Origin of the sequence: Vibrio sp. T20 (genome assembly GCF_007858795.1) — a bacterium.
Lineage (GTDB): Bacteria > Pseudomonadota > Gammaproteobacteria > Enterobacterales > Vibrionaceae > Vibrio > Vibrio satsumensis.
The window spans coordinates 33633-53013 of the sequence record NZ_VFEB01000077.1 but is presented as its reverse complement, the minus strand read 5'-3'; the positions used below and the strand labels follow the sequence as shown (position 1 = coordinate 53013).

17 protein-coding genes are annotated in these 19381 nt (G+C 44.6%); 4 read left to right on the top strand and 13 right to left on the bottom strand.

All coding sequences use genetic code 11. The features are described 5' to 3' along the window. Positions 1-23: 23 nt before the first annotated feature. Complete coding sequence (locus FTW16_RS06120) at positions 24-548, top strand: hypothetical protein (RefSeq protein WP_019822713.1); 525 nt, start codon at positions 24-26, stop codon at positions 546-548. A 160-nt stretch (positions 549-708) separates the two neighbouring features. Here FTW16_RS06120 and FTW16_RS06115 read toward each other — a convergent pair whose 3' ends face one another. From FTW16_RS06115 to FTW16_RS06100, 4 genes are all read right to left on the bottom strand, one after another. Then, positions 709-2316, bottom strand: a complete 1608-nt coding sequence (locus tag FTW16_RS06115; protein ID WP_146490439.1) for an ABC-F family ATPase — start codon at positions 2314-2316, stop codon at positions 709-711. A gap of 288 nt (positions 2317-2604) precedes the next feature. Then, on the bottom strand, positions 2605-3291 hold the full coding sequence (locus FTW16_RS06110; RefSeq protein WP_146490438.1) for a RimK/LysX family protein: 687 nt from the start codon (positions 3289-3291) through the stop codon (positions 2605-2607). Positions 3292-3302: 11 nt separating this feature from the next. Then, on the bottom strand, positions 3303-4487 hold the full coding sequence (locus FTW16_RS06105; RefSeq protein WP_146490437.1) for an amino acid aminotransferase: 1185 nt from the start codon (positions 4485-4487) through the stop codon (positions 3303-3305). A 200-nt stretch (positions 4488-4687) separates the two neighbouring features. Then, positions 4688-5536: an AraC family transcriptional regulator gene (locus FTW16_RS06100; RefSeq protein ID WP_146490436.1), complete on the bottom strand. Its 849-nt coding sequence runs from the start codon at positions 5534-5536 to the stop codon at positions 4688-4690. 90 nt (positions 5537-5626) lie between these two features. Between FTW16_RS06100 and FTW16_RS06095 the strand changes: the two genes are divergently transcribed. Further along, positions 5627-7054, top strand: coding sequence for an MATE family efflux transporter (locus FTW16_RS06095; RefSeq protein ID WP_146490435.1), 1428 nt, complete (start codon positions 5627-5629; stop codon positions 7052-7054). Between the two features lie 114 nt (positions 7055-7168). Here the strand turns inward: FTW16_RS06095 and nrdG are convergent, their stop codons facing one another. Together nrdG and nrdD are read right to left on the bottom strand one after the other, a co-directional pair. After that, positions 7169-7639 carry an anaerobic ribonucleoside-triphosphate reductase-activating protein gene (gene nrdG / locus FTW16_RS06090; protein WP_102435170.1) on the bottom strand — a complete coding sequence of 157 codons (471 nt, stop codon included), beginning with the start codon at positions 7637-7639 and terminating at the stop codon, positions 7169-7171. Between the two features lie 174 nt (positions 7640-7813). Further along, positions 7814-9934, bottom strand: a complete 2121-nt coding sequence (gene nrdD, locus FTW16_RS06085; RefSeq protein ID WP_146490434.1) for an anaerobic ribonucleoside-triphosphate reductase — start codon at positions 9932-9934, stop codon at positions 7814-7816. 303 nt (positions 9935-10237) lie between these two features. On the opposite strand from nrdD, the gene FTW16_RS06080 reads away from it, so the two are divergent. Then, complete coding sequence (locus tag FTW16_RS06080; RefSeq protein WP_146490433.1) at positions 10238-11113, top strand: endonuclease/exonuclease/phosphatase family protein; 876 nt, start codon at positions 10238-10240, stop codon at positions 11111-11113. Positions 11114-11212: 99 nt separating this feature from the next. Here the strand turns inward: FTW16_RS06080 and FTW16_RS06075 are convergent, their stop codons facing one another. From FTW16_RS06075 to FTW16_RS06055, 5 genes are all read right to left on the bottom strand, one after another. Further along, on the bottom strand, positions 11213-11644 hold the full coding sequence (locus FTW16_RS06075) for a YeeE/YedE family protein (protein WP_146490432.1): 432 nt from the start codon (positions 11642-11644) through the stop codon (positions 11213-11215). Then, positions 11644-12105: a YeeE/YedE family protein gene (locus FTW16_RS06070; RefSeq protein WP_146490431.1), complete on the bottom strand. Its 462-nt coding sequence runs from the start codon at positions 12103-12105 to the stop codon at positions 11644-11646. The genes FTW16_RS06075 and FTW16_RS06070 overlap by 1 nt, the downstream gene beginning before the upstream one ends. Before the next feature lie 200 nt (positions 12106-12305). Next, the gene (locus FTW16_RS06065; RefSeq protein ID WP_146490430.1) at positions 12306-13538 is read right to left on the bottom strand and encodes a glycosyltransferase family 4 protein; all 1233 of its coding nucleotides are present in this window, start codon (positions 13536-13538) and stop codon (positions 12306-12308) included. Between the two features lie 99 nt (positions 13539-13637). Continuing rightward, the gene (locus tag FTW16_RS06060) at positions 13638-14102 is read right to left on the bottom strand and encodes a GNAT family N-acetyltransferase (RefSeq protein WP_146490454.1); all 465 of its coding nucleotides are present in this window, start codon (positions 14100-14102) and stop codon (positions 13638-13640) included. A gap of 22 nt (positions 14103-14124) precedes the next feature. Beyond that, complete coding sequence (locus tag FTW16_RS06055) at positions 14125-15222, bottom strand: ketoacyl-ACP synthase III (RefSeq protein ID WP_146490453.1); 1098 nt, start codon at positions 15220-15222, stop codon at positions 14125-14127. Positions 15223-15344: 122 nt separating this feature from the next. Here FTW16_RS06055 and trxC point away from each other — a divergent pair, with 122 nt between their 5' ends. After that, positions 15345-15779: a thioredoxin TrxC gene (gene trxC / locus FTW16_RS06050; protein WP_004731082.1), complete on the top strand. Its 435-nt coding sequence runs from the start codon at positions 15345-15347 to the stop codon at positions 15777-15779. Between the two features lie 109 nt (positions 15780-15888). On the opposite strand, the gene FTW16_RS06045 is transcribed toward trxC, so the two are convergent. Continuing rightward, positions 15889-17556 (bottom strand): GMC family oxidoreductase, encoded by a 1668-nt coding sequence (locus FTW16_RS06045; RefSeq protein WP_146490429.1) that lies wholly within the window; start codon positions 17554-17556, stop codon positions 15889-15891. After that, on the bottom strand, positions 17549-19132 hold the full coding sequence (locus FTW16_RS06040) for a long-chain-fatty-acid--CoA ligase (RefSeq protein WP_146490428.1): 1584 nt from the start codon (positions 19130-19132) through the stop codon (positions 17549-17551). The genes FTW16_RS06045 and FTW16_RS06040 overlap by 8 nt, the downstream gene beginning before the upstream one ends. Between the last annotated feature and the right edge of the window lie 249 nt (positions 19133-19381).

Sequence of the window (19381 nt, the reverse complement as noted above, 5' to 3'; positions counted from 1 at the left end):
AATACAATTTATATGGAGTCACCATGCTAGGTTGCACGAATAAGACTGTCCTTTTAGGACTCGCTGCACTGTGTTCATTCTCTGCGTCTGCAAACAACTTTAACTACAACACATTCGAGCTGCGAATGGGGACTAGCCCAAGTACTTTCGGTGGTGAAGTCACGACAATGTTCACTCAGAACTCTCACTTTGTTGCTCGTATCGATTCAGAATTTGAAAGTGATTGGGATGCCGCAGTAGGTATGGGATTCAACGGCCCAATCAGTCAATTTGCTGACGTTACTGGTCAAATGCTGTTACACAACATTGAACGTAATGATGACAACCACATCAAAACAGAAATCAATATTGGCTTAAGAGCTTGGTTAATGGCAAACGTTGAAGTTAACGCACGCCTTGGACAACTGATAGACAATGATGACACTCGTTCTATTGTCGGTATTGGTGCTCGCTTCCACTCAACCGATCAACTGTCTGTTGGCCTTGATATGCGAAACAACGGTACTTACGGTCACCAAATCCTAATGTCGGCTCGATTCGGCTTCTAAGCCAGATTTCGTACCTAGGTTTTATTAATAAGCTAGGGTTTCGTCACTAAGTAGTAAATAGCCGAACAAACAAAAAAGCCCCGAACATATTAATGTTTGGGGCTTTTTTTTGTTAGATTCGCTGGCCGTTAGTCGTTCAACACCCTAACTACAACTTACTCTATAAGTTAACCATCAGCATCTTTTTCTGATGATCGAGGTACTCTTCGTAAGTGCCTTGGAAACTCACTAGCTGTTGGTCTTTCACATCGATGATGTGTGTTGCCAATGAAGATACAAACTCACGGTCATGGCTCACGAAGATAAGCGTGCCAGTGTAAACCTTAAGTGCATCGTTTAGGGCTTGGATAGCTTCCATGTCCATGTGGTTGGTTGGTTCGTCCATCACAAGCACGTTGATGTCTTGCATCATTAGCTTGCCGAATAACAGACGGTTCTTCTCACCACCAGAACAGTTGCGAGCTTTCTTGTTCGCATCGTCAGCCGTAAACAACAGACGACCAAGAATACCGCGCACCATTAGGTCATCGTGCTTCGCTGTACGCCATTGTGAGATCCAATCGAAGATGCTCAGGTCGTTATCAAAATCTTTAGTGCTGTCTTGTGGGCAGTAACCTACAGAAGCATTTTCAGACCATTTAACAATACCTTCGTTCTGCTCTAGTTCTTGAACTAGGCAACGTAGCAGCGTGGTTTTACCTACACCGTTCTCACCGATAACCGCAAGGCGTGTACCCGCTTCAAGCAGTAAATTACCACCAGTAAACAGTGTTTCGCCATCGAAGCCGTGACCAAGTTCTTGAAGTTCAAGAGCTTGACGGTGCAGTTTCTTACCTTCACCGAAATTGATTGATGGGCTCATACGGCTCGATGATTTCACTTCATCAAGCGTGATTTTATCCATTTTCTTAGCACGTGAACTTGCTTGCTTCGCTTTAGATGCGTTAGCACCAAAACGGTTTACGAAGTCTTGAAGCTCGCTGATTTCAGCCGCTTTCTTAGCATTGCTTGCTAGAAGTTGTTCGCGAATCAAGCCAGATGCTTCTAGGAAGTACTCGTAGTTACCTGGATAAATACGCAGCTCACCGTAATCGATGTCCGCCATGTGCGTACATACAGAGTTCAGGAAGTGTCTATCGTGCGAGATGATGATCATTGTACATTTACGTTGGTTTAGCTCTTCAGCCAGCCAGTTGATCGTATGAATGTCCAAGTTGTTGGTTGGTTCATCAAGTAGCAAGATATCTGGGTTTGCAAACAGTGCTTGTGCCAATAGCACACGCAGTTTCCAACCTGGAGCAACTTGCTGCATCAGACCGAAGTGGAACTCTTCCTCGATACCCGCTTGAATCAGGATGTCACCCGCGCGGCTTTCTGCTGTGTAGCCGTCCATTTCTGCGAATTCACTTTCAAGCTCAGCGACTTTCATACCATCGTCTTCACTCATTTCTGGCAAAGAGTAAATACGGTCACGCTCTTGTTTTACTTCCCAAAGCTTTCTGTCGCCCATGATTACAACGTCGATAACGCTGTACTGTTCGAATGCGAACTGATCTTGGCTCAAAACACCCAGTTTTTCTCCAGGAGTGATAGAAACGTTGCCCGAACTTGGCGTTAATGCGCCACTTAGGATTTTCATGAACGTTGATTTGCCGCAACCATTAGCGCCGATCAAACCATAGCGGTTGCCGTTACCGAATTTAGCAGAGATGTTTTCAAACAGCGGCTCTGCGCCAAATTGCATTGTGATGTTCGCGGTAGATATCAAAGAACTAATTCCTAAGCGTGTACTGACAGTTAATTATTAGGCAGAAAGATGTGCCTAAATAAGAAGTACGAAAGTATGGATTAAACATAAAACGAAGCGCGGATTATATAGAGATCAGGATCACATTGTCGAGGTTAAACAGTGAACGGATAGCGAACAATGGACAATTAAATGCATTTCGTCGGTTATTACGCCATAAATAGAAAAAATCCCCGCTAATTCCATTAGCAGGGATTCAATTTATCAAAACAGAAATGTCAGATTGAGTCAGAACTCATAGACTTAAATCTATTTAGTGATTTTCTTCTGAACGTATTTTTTGCTCACATCGACAACCGCAACATCTCTAAAGAAGCTTCTACCCAACAGAAGTGGGAAAGAAAGATGCGTTCGGTCGGCTAGAGTGAATTCAGTTTTGTCTTTTAGATCACCAATTTGAATCGAAGCAACTACCACAGCGCGTCGTTGTGTTCCTTCTGCGCTTGATTGCTTGATCTTCACCCAGCGTTCTACTGGTAAGCTGATTTCTTCCGTTGTGATACCGTCGTGTTCAATCTTGAACTTAACCCAGTCTTTTCCGTCACGTTCAAAATCAACAATATCAACCGCACTGATTGAAGATGTTGTTGCACCTGTATCTACACGTGCTTTAAACGCTTCTTTCAAACCAGGAACAAATACCCACTCTTCTTCACCAAGGATCAGTTTACCATCGCTTGTTTTAGTCGGCTTTGGAGCTGGCTTTTCTTCAGGCTTTGGCTTCGCTTCTGGTTCAGTTGGTTTTACTTCTTCAGCCTTCTCTGTGGGTTCCGTTACTTTCTGACCTTCAGTTGCATCAGTCTTTGAAGAATCATCCACAGCAGGTTGTTCTACTTGAGGCTTTTGTTCCGGCTCGGCAGGCACTTGAGTCGTCGTCGAACAAGCAAACAAGCCACCACTTAGCATTAAAACTACAATCGCTTTCCAGTTATACATTCAGTCACCTTCTATTTTGAAACGTTGGCTATCGCTTTAGCTACATAAGGAATATGAGATTCAGAAAGGCCTGCGATATTAATGCGTCCGTCACCAACACCATAGACTCCATATTCTTCACGTAATTGATTCATTTGAGTTTCTTTAAAGCCTAGTACACTAAACATGCCTTTATGGCTTTCAATGAAATCAAATTGTGACGTGTTATAAGTATTTCGCAATTCATCACATAAATTTTGGCGCAGATTTAACAAACGTTGCTGCATTTCACTCAGTTCTTGCTTCCAAATCGATGTTAGCTCTTGATTCTGAAGAATTGTTTTAACCAAAGCTGCACCATGGTCTGGCGGCATTGTGTAAGTAGAACGAGCAAGGGTAAGAAGTTTACCTTTAGCATTGCCAACGTGTTCGCTGTTCTTGCCAATCACGATAGCGGCACCCGTTCTTTCACGGTACAAACCGAAGTTCTTTGAGCAAGACGTTGTAATCAACATCTCTTCAACGTTATTTGCCATGTGTTGAAGACCTTTCGCGTCTTCTTCTAGGCCGTCACCAAAGCCTTGGTAAGCAATATCAACGAACGGTAAGAAACCATTCTTTTGCGATAACTTAGTGATTTCCTGCCACGCTTCAAAGTCGATGTCAGCACCCGTTGGGTTATGACAGCAACCGTGCAGTAGTACCACGTCTGATGGACCGGCTTTTGAAAGGTCGTCCAACATTTTTGCAGTATCAACTTGCTTCGTTTCAGGACTGAAGTAATTGTAGTAGCGAACTTTTAAGCCTGCCGCTTCCATCACCGGTTTGTGGTTAACGTAGCTTGGGTTTGAAATCCAAACTGTCGTGTCTGGTTGAGAAACTTTCATTAAGTCACCCAACATACGAAGTGCACCACTTGCACCCGGTGTTTGAATCGCAGCCACGCGATCCATTGCAGAAGTCCCTTTAAGCAGCAGATCAACCATGCTCTGGTTAAACTCTTCACAGCCTGCTAGGCCAACGTAAGCTTTGGTTTTCTGAGTTTCAACAACGATATCTTGAGCCTTAGAAACGGCTTTCATGATCGGTGTTTCGCCTTGGTCGTTTTTGTAAACGCCAATGCCTAAATCGACTTTATCAGTACGAGTATCGCCGCGGTAAGCAACAGAAAGAGATAGAATTGGATCTAAAGTTGGTTTTGGTAGATGTGAAAACATGAAAGTCACAACCCTTTGAAATTCAAGTAATGAATTTCACGTTAACATTTTAGTACTAAAATCAGAAACATTTTTTAATAGAAGCGCTTAGTTAGAATAAGTAATCAGAGATTGGTCGTTTTACATCACTAAACAGCGCAAATTTCGAACAGCTACTGATAAGTTATGAAATTATGGTGACTGGTTTAGTCAGTTCCCTATTAAGTTTCCAACCAAGAACCATGTTTGAATTGCCTAGGTGTCATTCCTGACCACGCCTTAAACCGAGTGCTAAAGTTAGCGGCATTGGGATATCCAACTATCTCGCCAATGTGTTGAATCGACCAATCGCTCGACCTGAGCAATCGTGCAGCGTATTCCATTCTCATACGCATAATATGCGTCATCGGGCTATGAGAATAATAACGTTGGCACAAACGATGGAAATGCGGCTCTGAGCACGGGAATAGGTTTGCTAGCTCATGCACATTCCACTCTTTGTGAAGCTGCTTTTGCACGTTATCGAACACACGCCTCAAGCGAATCAAATTTCGAGATTGCTGCTGCGGGACTGGCGCATTAATCATGAACTCTATTTGCGCTACGCTGTGAATGGCAATCGCTCCACCTAAATCAATGGGCAAGGCAATACTTCTCAGCAAGGTATGAATACAAGACGAAACAACTTCTGCTGCCGGAGAGAGCGTATAACTCACCTCATCACTGACGACATTATCCCATTGCTTGTCAGGCGATAGAAAGATCCACGCGATCTGCCATGTTTCTTCCTCAATACCAAAACCGTTCTCAACGCCTGCAGGCACAGTAATACACGAACCTGGCTCGAGAATATATCGACACCCTTCACTTTCGAGCCACCCTTTGCCTCTTACGGTATACAGCAACATGTGTTTTTGTTGGTTTTTTCGATAGACAGAAAAGAAATCGCGGCACGATGCTGTCCCACATTGAACGATACCGAGCTCTTCGAATGCCAATACATGGCTTTGATCGACAAACTCTTGATGCGTCTTTTCAGAGATCTCGTACCGTTCTTGTTTATCACTCATTCCATTGCTAGCTCGTTCATGTTGCCAAACTACCAAAGTAGATAGTTTGACAAAAGTTTGTGATGAGTCTGAACAATACAGCTAAAACAAATGCCGATACACTTCTCGCATATTCAACAGAGGGGAAATGCGATGCTCTCGACATATCGTCATTTAGATAAAGAATTTTGGCAAAAGCTATTACACATCGGTTTACCTGTCTCACTGCAAACCATGTTGTTTTCATTGCTCGGCGTGGTCGATATTTTCATGGTCAATCAGCTTGGTGATGCAGCAACCGCAGCAGTCGGCGTTGGCAACCGTATCTTCTTCTTTAACTTGATCATGGTATCGGGAATCAGTGGTGCAGTCAGTGTGCTAGCTTCGCAATATTTTGGTGCGGGCGATTTCAATGGCATTCGACGTGTCTTGTCGCAATCTTGGGCATTGTCTATCTTTGCCATCATCCCTTTTGTTTTGATTTATACATTGGTTCCTGAATCAGTCGTGTCTGTGGTGGCCTCAGACCCTGATTACGTCCGCTTGGCAACGGATTACCTTTGGATAACAGGAGCCAGCCTTATTGGTACCGCCGTAGTTGTGCCGCTAGAGAGTGCACTTCGTTCTGTGGGCGAAGCTAAGCTACCCACCAAAATCAGTATTTGGGCGATCGTCGTAAATGCGATTCTCAATGCGCTGTTGATCTTCGGACTATTTGGCTTTCCAGAACTCGGCGTGGTTGGCGCAGCGATTGGCACCACGGTTTCTCGATTCTTTCAAACGATTGCACTGCTTGTGATGGCGAGAAAACATTATGCACATCTATTCCCAACAATAGAGAGTTGGCGTGATGCAATCTTACCTAAACACAGAAAGAAGTACTTTAAGATTGCTATTCCTATGTTAGTTCACGATACGGCATGGGCTGGTGGAATACTGATTTACAACGTCATTGTAGGTCAGATTGGCGTTGGTGAACTGGCGATCATCTCACTGTTATCGCCAGTTGAAAGTATCTTAATTTCAGCCTTCTTAGGCTTTGCGGTTGCCGCTTCAATCATTCTGGGTAACGAGATCGGCGCGAAGAATTATCAACGTGTTGAAAATACCGCTTGGGGCTATGTACTTGTGAGTTGTGCGCTTGCGACACTATTGGCACTGCTATGCTTTATCGCCAAGCCAGCCATTGTTCAATTAATCGATTTAACGCATCTGGAGCTCAAAGATACAGCGGTCAACGTCGCCTTGGTGATGGCAGCAGGGATGATATTAAGAGTATTCAACATGGTTGGCATCGGAGGTGTTTTAAAGAGTGGTGGGGACATCAACTACAGCATCTTCATCGACATATTCGGCCAGTGGGCGATTGGTATCCCCCTCGCCTATTTCACCGCTTTAGTGCTTGGCTGGTCTTTAGAATGGGTGTTGATGATTGTGTTACTGGAGGAGTTAGTGAAGATAGCTTTAACTAGCCAGCGGATTCACTCTAAGAAATGGATCAACAACCTAATAGAAGAGCCAGACCAGCTAGCTGCTTGAACAGTAGTTTGAGCGAATAAACAAAAAGAACTCACACCCAAGGGCCGATTGGTTGCATTGCGCTAACCATGACGCCCTTTTTCGTTTTACGAGTATACGAAGTCACGACAACCGTTATATGTCAGTAAATCGATGAATGATTTGGTTTGAACTGCCACGCCAATCGAGCATTGGATCCGCTTTGTCTTGCTCAAAACGACCATCAATCAAAGTATCCACGTATTCAAGCACTTGCTTCTGCTTTTCATCTAGCTCGTCTAGCTCGTAACCGGTCCACATCCAGATGTCTTTGCCTTCGCACTCCGCTTTTACACGTTGCACAAGCTTAAGCACTTCAGACACATTTGCCGGATGCATTGGGTCGCCACCAGAAAGTGATAAACCACGACGCTTGATTCGCGGATCATTGAGATCAGCGATAATTTGGTCTTGTAGTTCTTGAGTAAACAAATGCCCAGAGTCCAACCTTTGCGTCGACTGGTTATAGCACCCGCGACACTGGTGTACACAACCCGACACAAACAAAGTGCAGCGTGTTCCTGGGCCGTTTACAACGTCGATTGGGTGATATTGATGATAGTTCATAAGGCAGTATTGAAAACTCGTGATGGCTTAATAGTTTGAAGCGAAATGCTGTAAGTGCTGAAATAAAAGAATTGGTATCGACATAACGCCGATACCAATCTTATTTCTTGAAACCTAGCTCTTCTAAATTGACTAGCTAAAGATCGCAGATCTTAATTAAGATCCTTCGTTAGATTAAAGATGCTTCACGCGACGTTTAACTTCTTCTTGCTTGCCGAAGTTAAATGGGCGTGCATCTGGGCTACCAAGGTAACCACAAACACGGCGCGTTACCGATACTTTGGTTGAGTCATGGTTGCCACACTTAGGACACGTAAAGCCCTTACTTGTACAGTCAAACTCACCGTTGTAACCACATTCGTAGCACTCATCAATTGGCGTGTTGGTGCCGTAGTATGGTACGCGTGTGTAGCTGTAGTCCCATACGTTTTCTAGCGCTTCGATGTTCTTCTGCATGTTCGGGAATTCGCCGTAACAGATGAAACCGCCGCTAGATATTTCAGGATAAGGCATCTCGAAATCGATCTTGTCGTATGGGTTCACTTTCTTCTGTACATCTAAGTGGAAGCTGTTGGTGTAGTAACCACGATCCGTTACACCATTAATCACACCAAACTCTTTGGTATCGATGCTGCAGAAACGACTACATAGGTTTTCACTTGGTGTGCCGTATAGGCTGAATGCGTAACCTGTCTCTTTTGTCCAAGATTCCACTTCACGTTTCATGTACTCCACCAGTTCAAGCGCTTTAGCACGCATTTCGCCGTCGTCGTACAAATGAACGTCAGTGCCGTAAAGCGCGGTCATTGCTTCGTGGATACCAATGTAACCAAGAGAAACAGATGCACGGCCGTTCTTGAAGATATCAGCAATAGAGTCGTCGGCTTTCAAGCGAACGCCACATGCACCTTCCATGTATAGGATTGGAGCAACACGCGCTTTAACGTTTTCTAGACGAGAAATACGAGTTTCTAGCGCACGGCGAGCTAGCTTGAGTTTTTCATCAAGTAGTTCGTAGAACTTAGCCATATCTTGTTTTGCGTTAATCGCGATACGTGGCAAGTTCAAGCTAACAACACCTAGGTTGTTACGGCCTTCATGAATCAACTCACCATTTTCTTCGTAAGTATTCAAGAAGCTACGGCAACCCATAGGCGTTTTAAATGACCCTGTCACTTCTACTACTTTGTCGTAGTTAAGAATGTCTGGGTACATACGCTTAGACGCACACTCAAGCGCCAATTGCTTGATGTCGTAGTTTGGATCTTGCTTCTGGTGGTTCAAACCATCTTTGATTGCAAATACCAGTTTAGGGAATACCGCTGTTTTGCGGTTCTTGCCCAAACCAGCAATACGGTTCTTCAAGATAGATTGCTGGATCAGTTTTGAACCCCAGCTTTCACCTAGACCAAAACCAAACGTCACGAATGGTGTTTGACCATTAGCGGTATGTAGCGTGTTTACTTCGTACTCTAGAGATTGGAATGCATCGTAACACTCTTTCTCTGTACGAGAGATAGCAAAAGCTTCTGGGCTATGAATGTCCCACTCTTTCGCTAATGACAAATGCTTCTCGTAGCTCGCCATTACGTAAGGTTCAAGAACCTCATCGATACGGTTAATCGTTGTACCGCCGTAAATGTGGCTCGCCACTTGTGCGATGATCTGTGCTGTTACCGCTGTCGCCGTAGAAATAGACTTAGGCGTGTCGATTTCTGCGTTACCCATCTTGAAGCCATGCGTTAACATGCCTTTCAGATCGATAAGCATACAGTTAAACATTGGGAAGAACGGTGCGTAGTCTAGATCGTGGTAGTGAATATCACCACACTCGTGAGCTTGTACGATGTCACGTGGCAAAATGTGAGTTTTCGCATAGTGTTTAGCCACGATACCCGCCAGCAAATCACGCTGAGTTGGGATAACTTTGCCGTCTTTGTTGGCATTCTCATTGATCAGATCAACATTGCTTTCTTCGATCAAACCTTCGATCTCGCGAGTTAAAGCGCTTTGCTTTTCACGTGCGATGTCGCGGTCATGACGATATTCAATGTAGGCACGAGCCAGAGACTTATATGGTCCCTGCATTAGCTCGTTCTCGACCATAGTTTGAATTTCAGAGATATGAACTTCATCGTAGTCTTCGAGCTTCAACTCAACTGCTAATGCCACATTCAGTGCATAAATAGCAATTTCCTTATCGGCTTTGTCTGATGCTGCTTCCACTGCAGCTTGGATGCGATCTCTACTGAATGGAGCTCTTGAGCCATCACGCTTGATTACGATTGATTTCACCACTTCTCCTTACTCTTGATGTATTCACAGACTTATCCACAAACACACTATATAGAGCGATTTATCGTTTAACTAACACTAGATATTGTGGCGTATTTAACGAGAACCACCAACTTTGAGTATTGATTTAGATCAATAAAACTCTCACGCTGACTAAGATCAATTCAATATTATTACGCTAGTTCTCAAGTCGAAAAGAAACAATGTAACAATAAAAAAACTGCTAAAAAGAGTTGAATTTTTGGTAAGTGTTGTAGGATAACGGCTCAACTATATTGGACGACAAAATCAGGGATATTTGGGATGAAACGACTTCAAAACTGGATAATGTTAGGCTGCTTACTCAGTAGCCAGACATTTGCTGAACCTTTGACCATATCCAGTTGGAATATCGAATGGTTATCAACCAACGAGGCTGTGAATAAGTTTTCTGCCCAACGTGATCAAACTGATTTCGACAAACTTGAAGAATACTTTCAATCCTTAGATGCGGATGTGGTCGCCTTTCAAGAAGTCGATGACGTAAATGCCATTCAGCGCGTGGCTGGCGATCAATACAAGATATTGATGTCTGACCGAGCATTACCAGAAAACAGTAACCATCAGTTCAAAGAAGTGAACCAATACACAGGCTTCGCAGTTCGTAAAGGAATCACACTCACCGATTACGCTGATTTTCCTCTGGAATCGAATACTAACAGCAAGCTTAGGTTTGCCAGTTACGTGGTCGTTGAAACAGGCTCGAAACCAATTCACATGTTGTCTGTACATTTAAAGGCAGGCTGCAGCGGCGCGTATAAGTCTAACCGCGATTGTTCACGCCTAAAAGACCAAGCTCAACAACTGAATAAGTGGATACAACAAAGAGAACGTAACGGTGAAGACTATGCGATCTTAGGCGACTTCAACCATAACCTATCCTACTCAAGAGATTGGATGTGGAAGGATTTAACTGAAAACACGGATGCTCGTTTGGCGACAAGAAAGACCCGTGCGGATTGTAAGGTTCGCTCAAATCGTAATAACCACCGCACACACCAATTCCGCTCTGTGATTGACCACATTGTCGTTAGCGATTCATTGAGTGCATCACCTGCAAAGCAGAAGGTATTTGAAACGCAAGATGTGTTGGACTACAAACTCAGTGACCATTGCCCAGTTTCAACGACTATTAAATAATAGATAGAAATGTACAAAGAGGCTGACTGGCTTCTGATTAAAGAACGTCAGCCTCTCAATACTCATATCAAGCCTATGCGGTCAGCGATAGGTTTAACGTTAACAAATTTTATTCGTTCGACCTGCCAACCACATTCCCGCCAGCATGCTTATCATAAACACCCACACAGTTGGGTTACCGCCACTAAGACTTGTAACTGCAGGCCCTGGACAAAAGCCTGCGAGCCCCCAACCGAGTCCAAACGCTGTTGAACCTAGAATCAGTTTTCTGTCGATTAGCGGGTTGTTACGGCTATCTAACGGCTCGCCATTGATTGCTTTAGCGCGCTTTTTAATGACTAGGTGATAAAACGGAGCGAACACCAGTAGCGCACCGCCCATGACGAATGCCAAGCTGATGTCCCAATCGCCAGTCAAATCTAAAAAGCCAAGCACTTTGTTCGGGTCAACCATGCCTGAGATGATCATACCCATGCCAAACAAGATTCCAGCCAATAAACCGACAATGATAGTAAATGAAGAATTTTTCATTATGCCCCCAACCCTATCAGGTTTTTGATAAGCACGGTGGCTATTGCCACACCCATGAATACACACGTTGCGATAATCGAGCGTTTAGACAAACGCGCCATCCCTACAATGCCATGTCCGCTAGTACACCCATTCGCCGTTTTAGTGCCAAAGCCGACTAACAGACCAGCAATAACGACTACCAAGAGGTTCATCTCTTCCAATTGAGGGAGTTGGTAACCGGTAGGAATTAACAACCAACCACTTACGATCATTCCAACAACAAATGCGATACGCCAATGCTTGTCAGTTTTATCTGTATCCACGCCTTTGCTTTCTTTGTTGCTGGTTCCAACTGGTAATAAACGGCTGACAATGCCACTAATACCTGCAACTCGACCAATGCCCAACATTAAAACAATGGCCGACACGCCTAACAGCATGCCACCGAAAAAAGCATTCCAAGGAATCAAACTAAGCACAGACCTCTCCTATTCACAAACATCATAAACTCATAACAACCTTTAAATTAGAGTTTACTAATAAATATAAATTAGTCAATGCTAATGTAATGGCGTTATGTTTCGATTTGTAAGTTTGGAATTAACAAACGCCCAGCATGAAAAAGCCCCTAGGCGTTAACCTAAGGGCTTAAGATTTATTCTGTCTTTTCCTAAAGAAGTTATTTGCTCTTGTTCTTCTCAGCTATCCACTGCGACATGTACTTAGTGCTCGCCATACTATGGTGCTTGAGCATTGAACCAAAGAAATTATCCAGTCGATGCGAATCAAGCTCAGAATCTAACGCAATCAGTCGCTCGATCAATTTTTCGCCCAGTTGATTCTGTTCATAGTGCGCTTCAAGAATTGAATGACATTGGCTTTGAGCTTTAAGCCATTTCTCTTCATCTTTATAAAGAGCGACTGCTTGTTCAACAAATTCGTCGATATCATCTGCAACCGCGCCCGGCCATTGCAACTCACCTTGTGGCAACATCCCTTCACGACCAATTTCGCTAGTCACGTTGGGAGTTTGCAACTTCATAGCATCAAGTAACTTACCTTTAATACCTGCACCAAAACGTAATGGCGCAACACAAACACGCGCCTGTTCCATTACTTCTTGAGCGTCTTTGGCCCAACCTTTAATATGGAAGCCGGTTTTAGGGTTGTGCAAAGCCGTTGCTTTCGGCGGCGGATAAGATCCGTAAATATGAAGTTCAGTATCAGGCAGCTGCTTACGAATCTTCGGCCAAATCTTCTGTAACTGAAGCACAGCATCCCAGTTAGGCGCATGTCTAAAATTACCTATCGTCATGAAATGCTTACGTTCTTCAAAGCTTTTCGTACTTTCAGGCAACGTGTTGAGATCAACCATGAACGGCAGATGATGTAACAGCTTTGGATCGATATTGAACTTAGATTGGAGCAGTTCCATCTCATGGCTTGAGATGATCAACGAAAGATCACAGCGTAGAATCGCGGCAATTTCACGTTTCGCCAAATCACTGTACAAGTGCTCTTTGGTCAGTTCTGTCTCTTTCTTAACAGCTTCATGTCGAGCATTGCGTAGGAACTGTAAATCTTCAGTATCCAACAGCTTAAAGGCATTCGGACATACCTTCTCAACGCGCCAACCGAACTGCTCTTCCATCATGAAACGGTCAAACATCACGACATCCGGCTGCAGCTCTTCGATGTACTGGTCAAAGCTATCGCAATTTAGCTGAATAGATTGGCTTGTGATGCCCTCTTCAGAGAGATCAATCATGTGCTCGGTTTCTTGAGCTGGCGTTGCGAACTCAACGGACCAACCTTGTCGCTTAAATAGACGTAAAAGTGACATCATATGGCTACCAGCCGCCGATGAATTCGGTTCTGGCCAAACGTAGCCAATTGCTAAAACTTTCTTCAAAACACTTCCTAAGAAATAACAAAAGGGGCTGTAGAAGTCCCTAATTAAACGTAAATCAATTTACATCGCTGATTATAATTGGTTCTAAGTACTCAGCGATCAGATTCGTTCACCCACATTGCGAGCTATCATAAGCACTTCATCCGCAGAGTACAGGTTTGAAATCGTGGTTTCGACTTCTGCACCCAACGTCGATTGATAAAGCTTTTGTGCAAAGTTGTCTGCTCTGGTGGTCACTAATACATGTTTTAGTGTCGAGCCTTGCTCTGCTAGCTTGTGCTTCACTTGGGGCAAGGAGTCTAGAATCAGCTTTTTGCCTAATCCTTGCCCCTGCGCGCTCGGTAACACAGCAAGTTGCTCTAGTTCCAAAACAGCTTCAGGTCTAAACCCACTCTTTTGCACCCAAATTATGTAGCCGACAATCTCACCTTCACTCTCTGCAACGAAGTTAAGAAAGCGTGGTGCAGCGCTTAAGTTACATTGTAACCAATCTTTTGAGTTTTGCTGTCGAACAAAAGTAGCTTGGTGAACTAAAGCCGCCCCATCAAGGTCGGCTTTTGTCATAAAACGAACTTGCGCGATGCTACTACTCATTCTCAGAATTAGGACGCGTTTTACAGTGTAAAATGGCTCTTTCTAAAAGCTCTAAAGCCGACTTATCTGCTTCTGGAAGCTTAGCGTCCGACTGACCTAACGGTTCAACACGGCTACCCCATTTAATATGACCAGCACCCCAAGTTAAACCGGCACCGAATGCCGCCACAAGGATGTTTGAGTTAGGTTTAACAAAGCCTTGCTCTAACGATTCACACAATGCAATTGGCACAGTCGCAGCCGACGTGTTGCCGTAGTTTTGAATGTTCACAAACGCTTTCTCACGTTCAATGCCCGCCATGTCGCACAGAGTTTGAATGATTCGGATGTTTGCTTGGTGTGGAATCACTACATCGATGTTGTCTGTTGAGATGCCAGTGCGGCTCAATACTGTGTGTGCTGCTGCACCCATGCCTTTAACCGCACGTTTGAAGATCTCTTTACCTACGAAATCAAAGTCCCAGTAACCGTTGTCAGCAGCGAAGCGATCCATAGAAGTACCGAACTTTGGTACTGCTAAAATATCGCGGCCTTCCGCGTCACAACCGATCTGCGCTTCTTGCAGGCCAACTTGCTCTTCAGTACGCGATAGAACCACAGCGCCAGCACCATCACCAAATAGAACCGCAGTATCACGCTTGGTCCAGTCAATGAAGAATGAAAGACGTTCTGCGCCCACAACGATCGCATTGCGGTAGTTGCCGGCTTGAATTAATCGAGTCGCGGTTTCAACACCGTAAATGAAGCCAGTACATGCTGCATTAAGGTCAAAAGCCGCTGCGCTCTTGATACCTAGGTTCTGTTGAACCTTAGACGCAGTATTTGGAATAAGAGAATCAGGGCTGCACGTTGCGATGATCACGAGATCGATATCATCGGCAGTAAGGCCAGCACACGCCATTGCGTGTTGAGCAGCAACAGTCGCTAGCTCAGAGGTATTTACATGACTGATACGACGGTTTTCGATACCAGTTCGAGTACGAATCCACTCGTCAGACGTATCAATGAAAGTGCTTAAATCATCGTTGGACAGCACGGCTGGTGGCAGACACTTTCCCCAGCCAGTAATCTCGGCGTAAAATTTTGTCATCATTTACCTGTTTATTGTTTGTTTTTATTTAAGTATCGTATTCTTGTTTTAAACAGTATAAGCGTTCCGTGCGTGATTCGTAAATCGCGTTAGACACGGAGTAGCGATAAAAAGAGAAAGTTATGTCTACATTCAACACACGTTGCCCTTCTTGTAATGGCGTAAACCGAGTTCCTTCAGAAAGAATTTCAGAAAGCCCAACCTGCGGTAAATGCAAAACAGCATTGCTCGATGGCGCTCCTATCGAGGGAACGTCACTTAATTTCCAATCTATCTTAAACAGTTCACAGCCTGTGGTTGTCGATTTCTGGGCGACATGGTGTAACCCATGTGTTGGCTTTGCGCCAGTGTTCAGTGACGTTGCTAAAGAGCGTTCGGGAGATGTTCGATTCGTTAAGATTGATACTGAAGCTCAGCAACAACTTGCCGCAATGTATCAAATCAGAAGTATTCCGACGGTAATGGTGTTTAAAGATGGCAAACGTGTCGATACGATTAACGGTGCGCTACCAAAAGGTCAATTTGATCAATGGCTTAATCAAGCTTTAACTAAGTAAGTTTGTTTCAATTCTTTGAGTAATCAACAAACAAAATAGGTTAAGGAATCTTAATAAATAAGGCTCCCTAACCTATTGTAAATCCGTCTGTTTTCTCTAATCTTGCCGGCTAACCAGTCATTTCATGCTCTGCGCTCTCATTCGCGCCTTGCTTATTTGTACTGCCTTTCTTATCCAAGCTATATTGCTCTTTAATCTGATCAGCGACTTTCTCAGCAATCATTATGGTTGGCGCATTAGTATTGGCCCCGACTAATGTCGGCATAACCGACGCATCAATGACTCTTAAGTTGTTCAACCCATAGACTTTAAGGTTTTTATCCACCACGGCTAATGAATCACTGCTATGTCCCATTTTACATGTTCCAACGGGGTGATATTGGGTATCAGCCCGGTTACGGATATCTTGCTCAATAGCCTTGTTATCATTGGCATCGACAGGATAAAAAGCATTGCCACGGATATCATCGAACGCTTCGCTTTCTAGCATTTGATACTGCTTCTTCCACCCTTTAATCATAATCTCCATGTCTTCTGGATGACTGAAAAATGCAGGATCGATCTTAGGTGGATCGTATGGATCGGCGCTATTCAGTGTCACGGTGCCATGGCTTTTAGGTCTCAGCAAAGTGACGTGTGAGGTAAAGCCATGACTGGTATGAATTTTTCTCGCATGGTCATCGACTACTGCGACCACAAATACAAACTCTAAATCCGGCACAGCGATATGATCATCGGAACAAAGAAAACCGATTCCCTCTGCAAAGTTACTGCTCATCTTGCCACGGCGTTCTTTATGCCATAGCGGTAAAGCTTTGGTCATTTCAGATGCCATTTGCAATGAAATCCCGAACGTTTCGCGCTTTTCGCTGCATTTATATGAGTGAACCAAGTCGATATGATCTTGCAGGTTCTTACCCACTCCCGGTAACTCATGAACTTGCTCGATGCCATGAACCGCCAACTCATCTTTAGAACCGACGCCCGATAGCAACAGCAACTGGGGAGACCCAAAAGCCCCAGCCGACAAAATGACTTCCTTGTTGCATCGGATCTGATAACGCTTGCCATTCGAGCCATATTCAACCCCGACCGCTTTTTTACCCTCAAACAAAACCTTATGTGTGGTTGCTTTGGTCACGACGGTGAGATTTGGACGCGAGAGATTTGGCGTCAAGTAAGCCTTGGCAGCACTACATCGTTCACCATTCAGCTGAGTCACCTGCGTCGGCATTGCACCAAACTGAGCGGCACCGTTGATGTCTTCATTGCGAGGAACACCTATCGACTCACAGGCGGTTAAGTAGCGTTCCAACATCGGGCTTGGTGACCTTAGGTTCGCCACATTCAATGGACCACCTTGGCCGTGATACTCATCTTGATGGACTTCGTTATTCTCTGCTTTTTTAAAGTAAGGCAGACACGATTCATAATTCCAGCCAGCATTGCCCAAACTTTCCCATGTGTCGTAGTCATAGCGATGCCCACGGGCGTACATCATGGCATTGATAGAGCTTGAGCCACCGAGTGTCTTACCTCTCGGTTGATAGCCCTTACGGCCATTTAAACCCGGCTGTTCAACGGTCTCGAACGCCCAGTTGTTGAGTTTGGTCGGCATCATAGCCACAACACCAACTGGAGTATGAATAAATGGGCTCGTGTCTTTGCCACCAGCCTCCAATAAACAAACGGTCGTGTTTGGATCTTCAGACAGCCGAGAAGCCAACACACAACCAGCGGAGCCTCCGCCTACGATAATAAAGTCATAGTTATCCATTGATTGCCTCCGCGACTTCTACAGGGTGCAACTCTCGCTTCAAGATTTTACCTGTTGCCGTCATGGGTAACGCACTACGAATGAACACCTTACGAGGGTATTTATAATCCGCGAGTTGCTCACGACACCAAGCCATCAAGGCTTTACTATCACATTGAGTATGCTCGTGAAGCACCACATGGGCATGAATCTCCTCACCTAACTGATCATGATGTTCACCCACCACTGCCACCATTTCCACATCAGGGTGACACATCAATACTTCTTCGATTTCTCGCGGATAGACGTTGTAACCACCTCGGATAATCATGTCTTTCACACGATCAACAATGAACAAGTTTCCATGCTCATCAATGCGTCCGATATCGCCTGTTAAAAACCAACCATCTCTGATCGCTTCTGCCGTTGCTTCAGGTCGTTGATAGTAACCTTTCATAACGCTTGGGCTCTTAATGCACACTTCGCCCAATTCTCCCATTGCGACGGAGTTACCTTGTACATCAGTAATCTTGATAAGGTGACCACACAGCGGTTGACCAACACTGCCCGAGAGACGATCGCCATCAATATGATTGAAAGTCGCAACCGGCGCTGTTTCAGATAAGCCGTACCCTTCCAATACCGGTAACTCAAAGCGCGATTCAAACTGACGAATTACCTCAAGTGGCATCGAAGCACCACCAGACACACCAAGCCTTAAGCTGTGTTTGACCTGCTCAGAACGCTCTAAAGATTCTTCCCCGGCTCTTAATAGAGCGATATACATGGTAGGAACGCCAGCAAAGACACTGACTTTATGGCTAATGATCTGATCGATCACCAGTGACGGCTCAAAGCGTGGAATCAAGACCATGGTTGACCCCGTCAACACGCTCGCGTTCATCATGACAGTTTGGCCAAAGCTGTGGAACAGAGGAAGCGTAGCCATGGTCGTGTCGCTGTATTCCAATCTCATAAGATACTGTGACGACATCGCATTGGTTTGCATGTTGGTGTGAGAAAGCTCAGCGCCCTTTGGCTGACCCGTTGTGCCAGAGGTATAAAGGATCACAGCGGTATCATCACCATAGCAAGCGACAGATTCAAAAGGACTCAAAGGTTGTGTTAGCCAGTCAGCGATTGATTCATGCTGCTCATTTGTTTCTGAAGTAGTGTTTGCGCTTGTCGGGATAGGCATCTCGACAAAGTGTTCACAGTGCTTTGCCTGCTCAAAACCTTGTAAACCATAGCGACCAATTGGAAGCTCTTCACTGCCCTCAAAGCATAAATAAGCTTTCGCATCAGAGTCATTGAGGTGATAAGCGATCTCTCTAGCCTTAAACAACACGTTTAAAGGCACAACGACACAGCCTGCTTTTAGAATGCCGTAATAAGCAATGGGAAAATAAGTGACATTGGGACACGACAGCGCGACCTTATCTCCCTTCTGCAACCCAAGTCTTTTCAAGTTAGCAGCCACGTTTCCAGAAAGTTGTTCTAACTGAGCGAAGCTGACTTCATCCGAGCCCATACGTAGAGCAGCTTTAGTTGGAAAAAGCGAAGCACTACGCTCCAAATTAACAGCAAGATTGTGCATCCATGATCTCCTTATGCGGCTTAGACCTGTTAGTGGCGGTCACCGTAGACGTTCTAATCGTTGTAATAAGTGTCTTTCTTGTAATCACGAGCCTGCGCACTGGTGTGTCATGTAGGTAAGAGTATTTATTTATTGAGCAAAATAGTAGTTATTGAGCAAAATGTCTGAGACGCTCCAATGTGCAACCCAAGAAATTACAACATTTTGGTAACATTTCGAACAGGTTTCAAAAAGACAAAAACCGGTGAA

Coding starts and splice junctions, on each gene's coding strand:
- FTW16_RS06120 (WP_019822713.1), top strand. CDS start 24: ATGCTAGGTTGCACGAATAAGACTGTCCTTTTAGGACTCGCTGCACTG.
- FTW16_RS06110 (WP_146490438.1), bottom strand. CDS start 3,291: ATGTATAACTGGAAAGCGATTGTAGTTTTAATGCTAAGTGGTGGCTTG.
- FTW16_RS06105 (WP_146490437.1), bottom strand. CDS start 4,487: ATGTTTTCACATCTACCAAAACCAACTTTAGATCCAATTCTATCTCTT.
- FTW16_RS06100 (WP_146490436.1), bottom strand. CDS start 5,536: ATGAGTGATAAACAAGAACGGTACGAGATCTCTGAAAAGACGCATCAA.
- FTW16_RS06095 (WP_146490435.1), top strand. CDS start 5,627: ATGCCGATACACTTCTCGCATATTCAACAGAGGGGAAATGCGATGCTC.
- nrdG (WP_102435170.1), bottom strand. CDS start 7,639: ATGAACTATCATCAATATCACCCAATCGACGTTGTAAACGGCCCAGGA.
- FTW16_RS06080 (WP_146490433.1), top strand. CDS start 10,238: ATGAAACGACTTCAAAACTGGATAATGTTAGGCTGCTTACTCAGTAGC.
- FTW16_RS06075 (WP_146490432.1), bottom strand. CDS start 11,644: ATGAAAAATTCTTCATTTACTATCATTGTCGGTTTATTGGCTGGAATC.
- FTW16_RS06060 (WP_146490454.1), bottom strand. CDS start 14,102: ATGACAAAAGCCGACCTTGATGGGGCGGCTTTAGTTCACCAAGCTACT.
- FTW16_RS06055 (WP_146490453.1), bottom strand. CDS start 15,222: ATGACAAAATTTTACGCCGAGATTACTGGCTGGGGAAAGTGTCTGCCA.
- trxC (WP_004731082.1), top strand. CDS start 15,345: ATGTCTACATTCAACACACGTTGCCCTTCTTGTAATGGCGTAAACCGA.
- FTW16_RS06045 (WP_146490429.1), bottom strand. CDS start 17,556: ATGGATAACTATGACTTTATTATCGTAGGCGGAGGCTCCGCTGGTTGT.
- FTW16_RS06040 (WP_146490428.1), bottom strand. CDS start 19,132: ATGCACAATCTTGCTGTTAATTTGGAGCGTAGTGCTTCGCTTTTTCCA.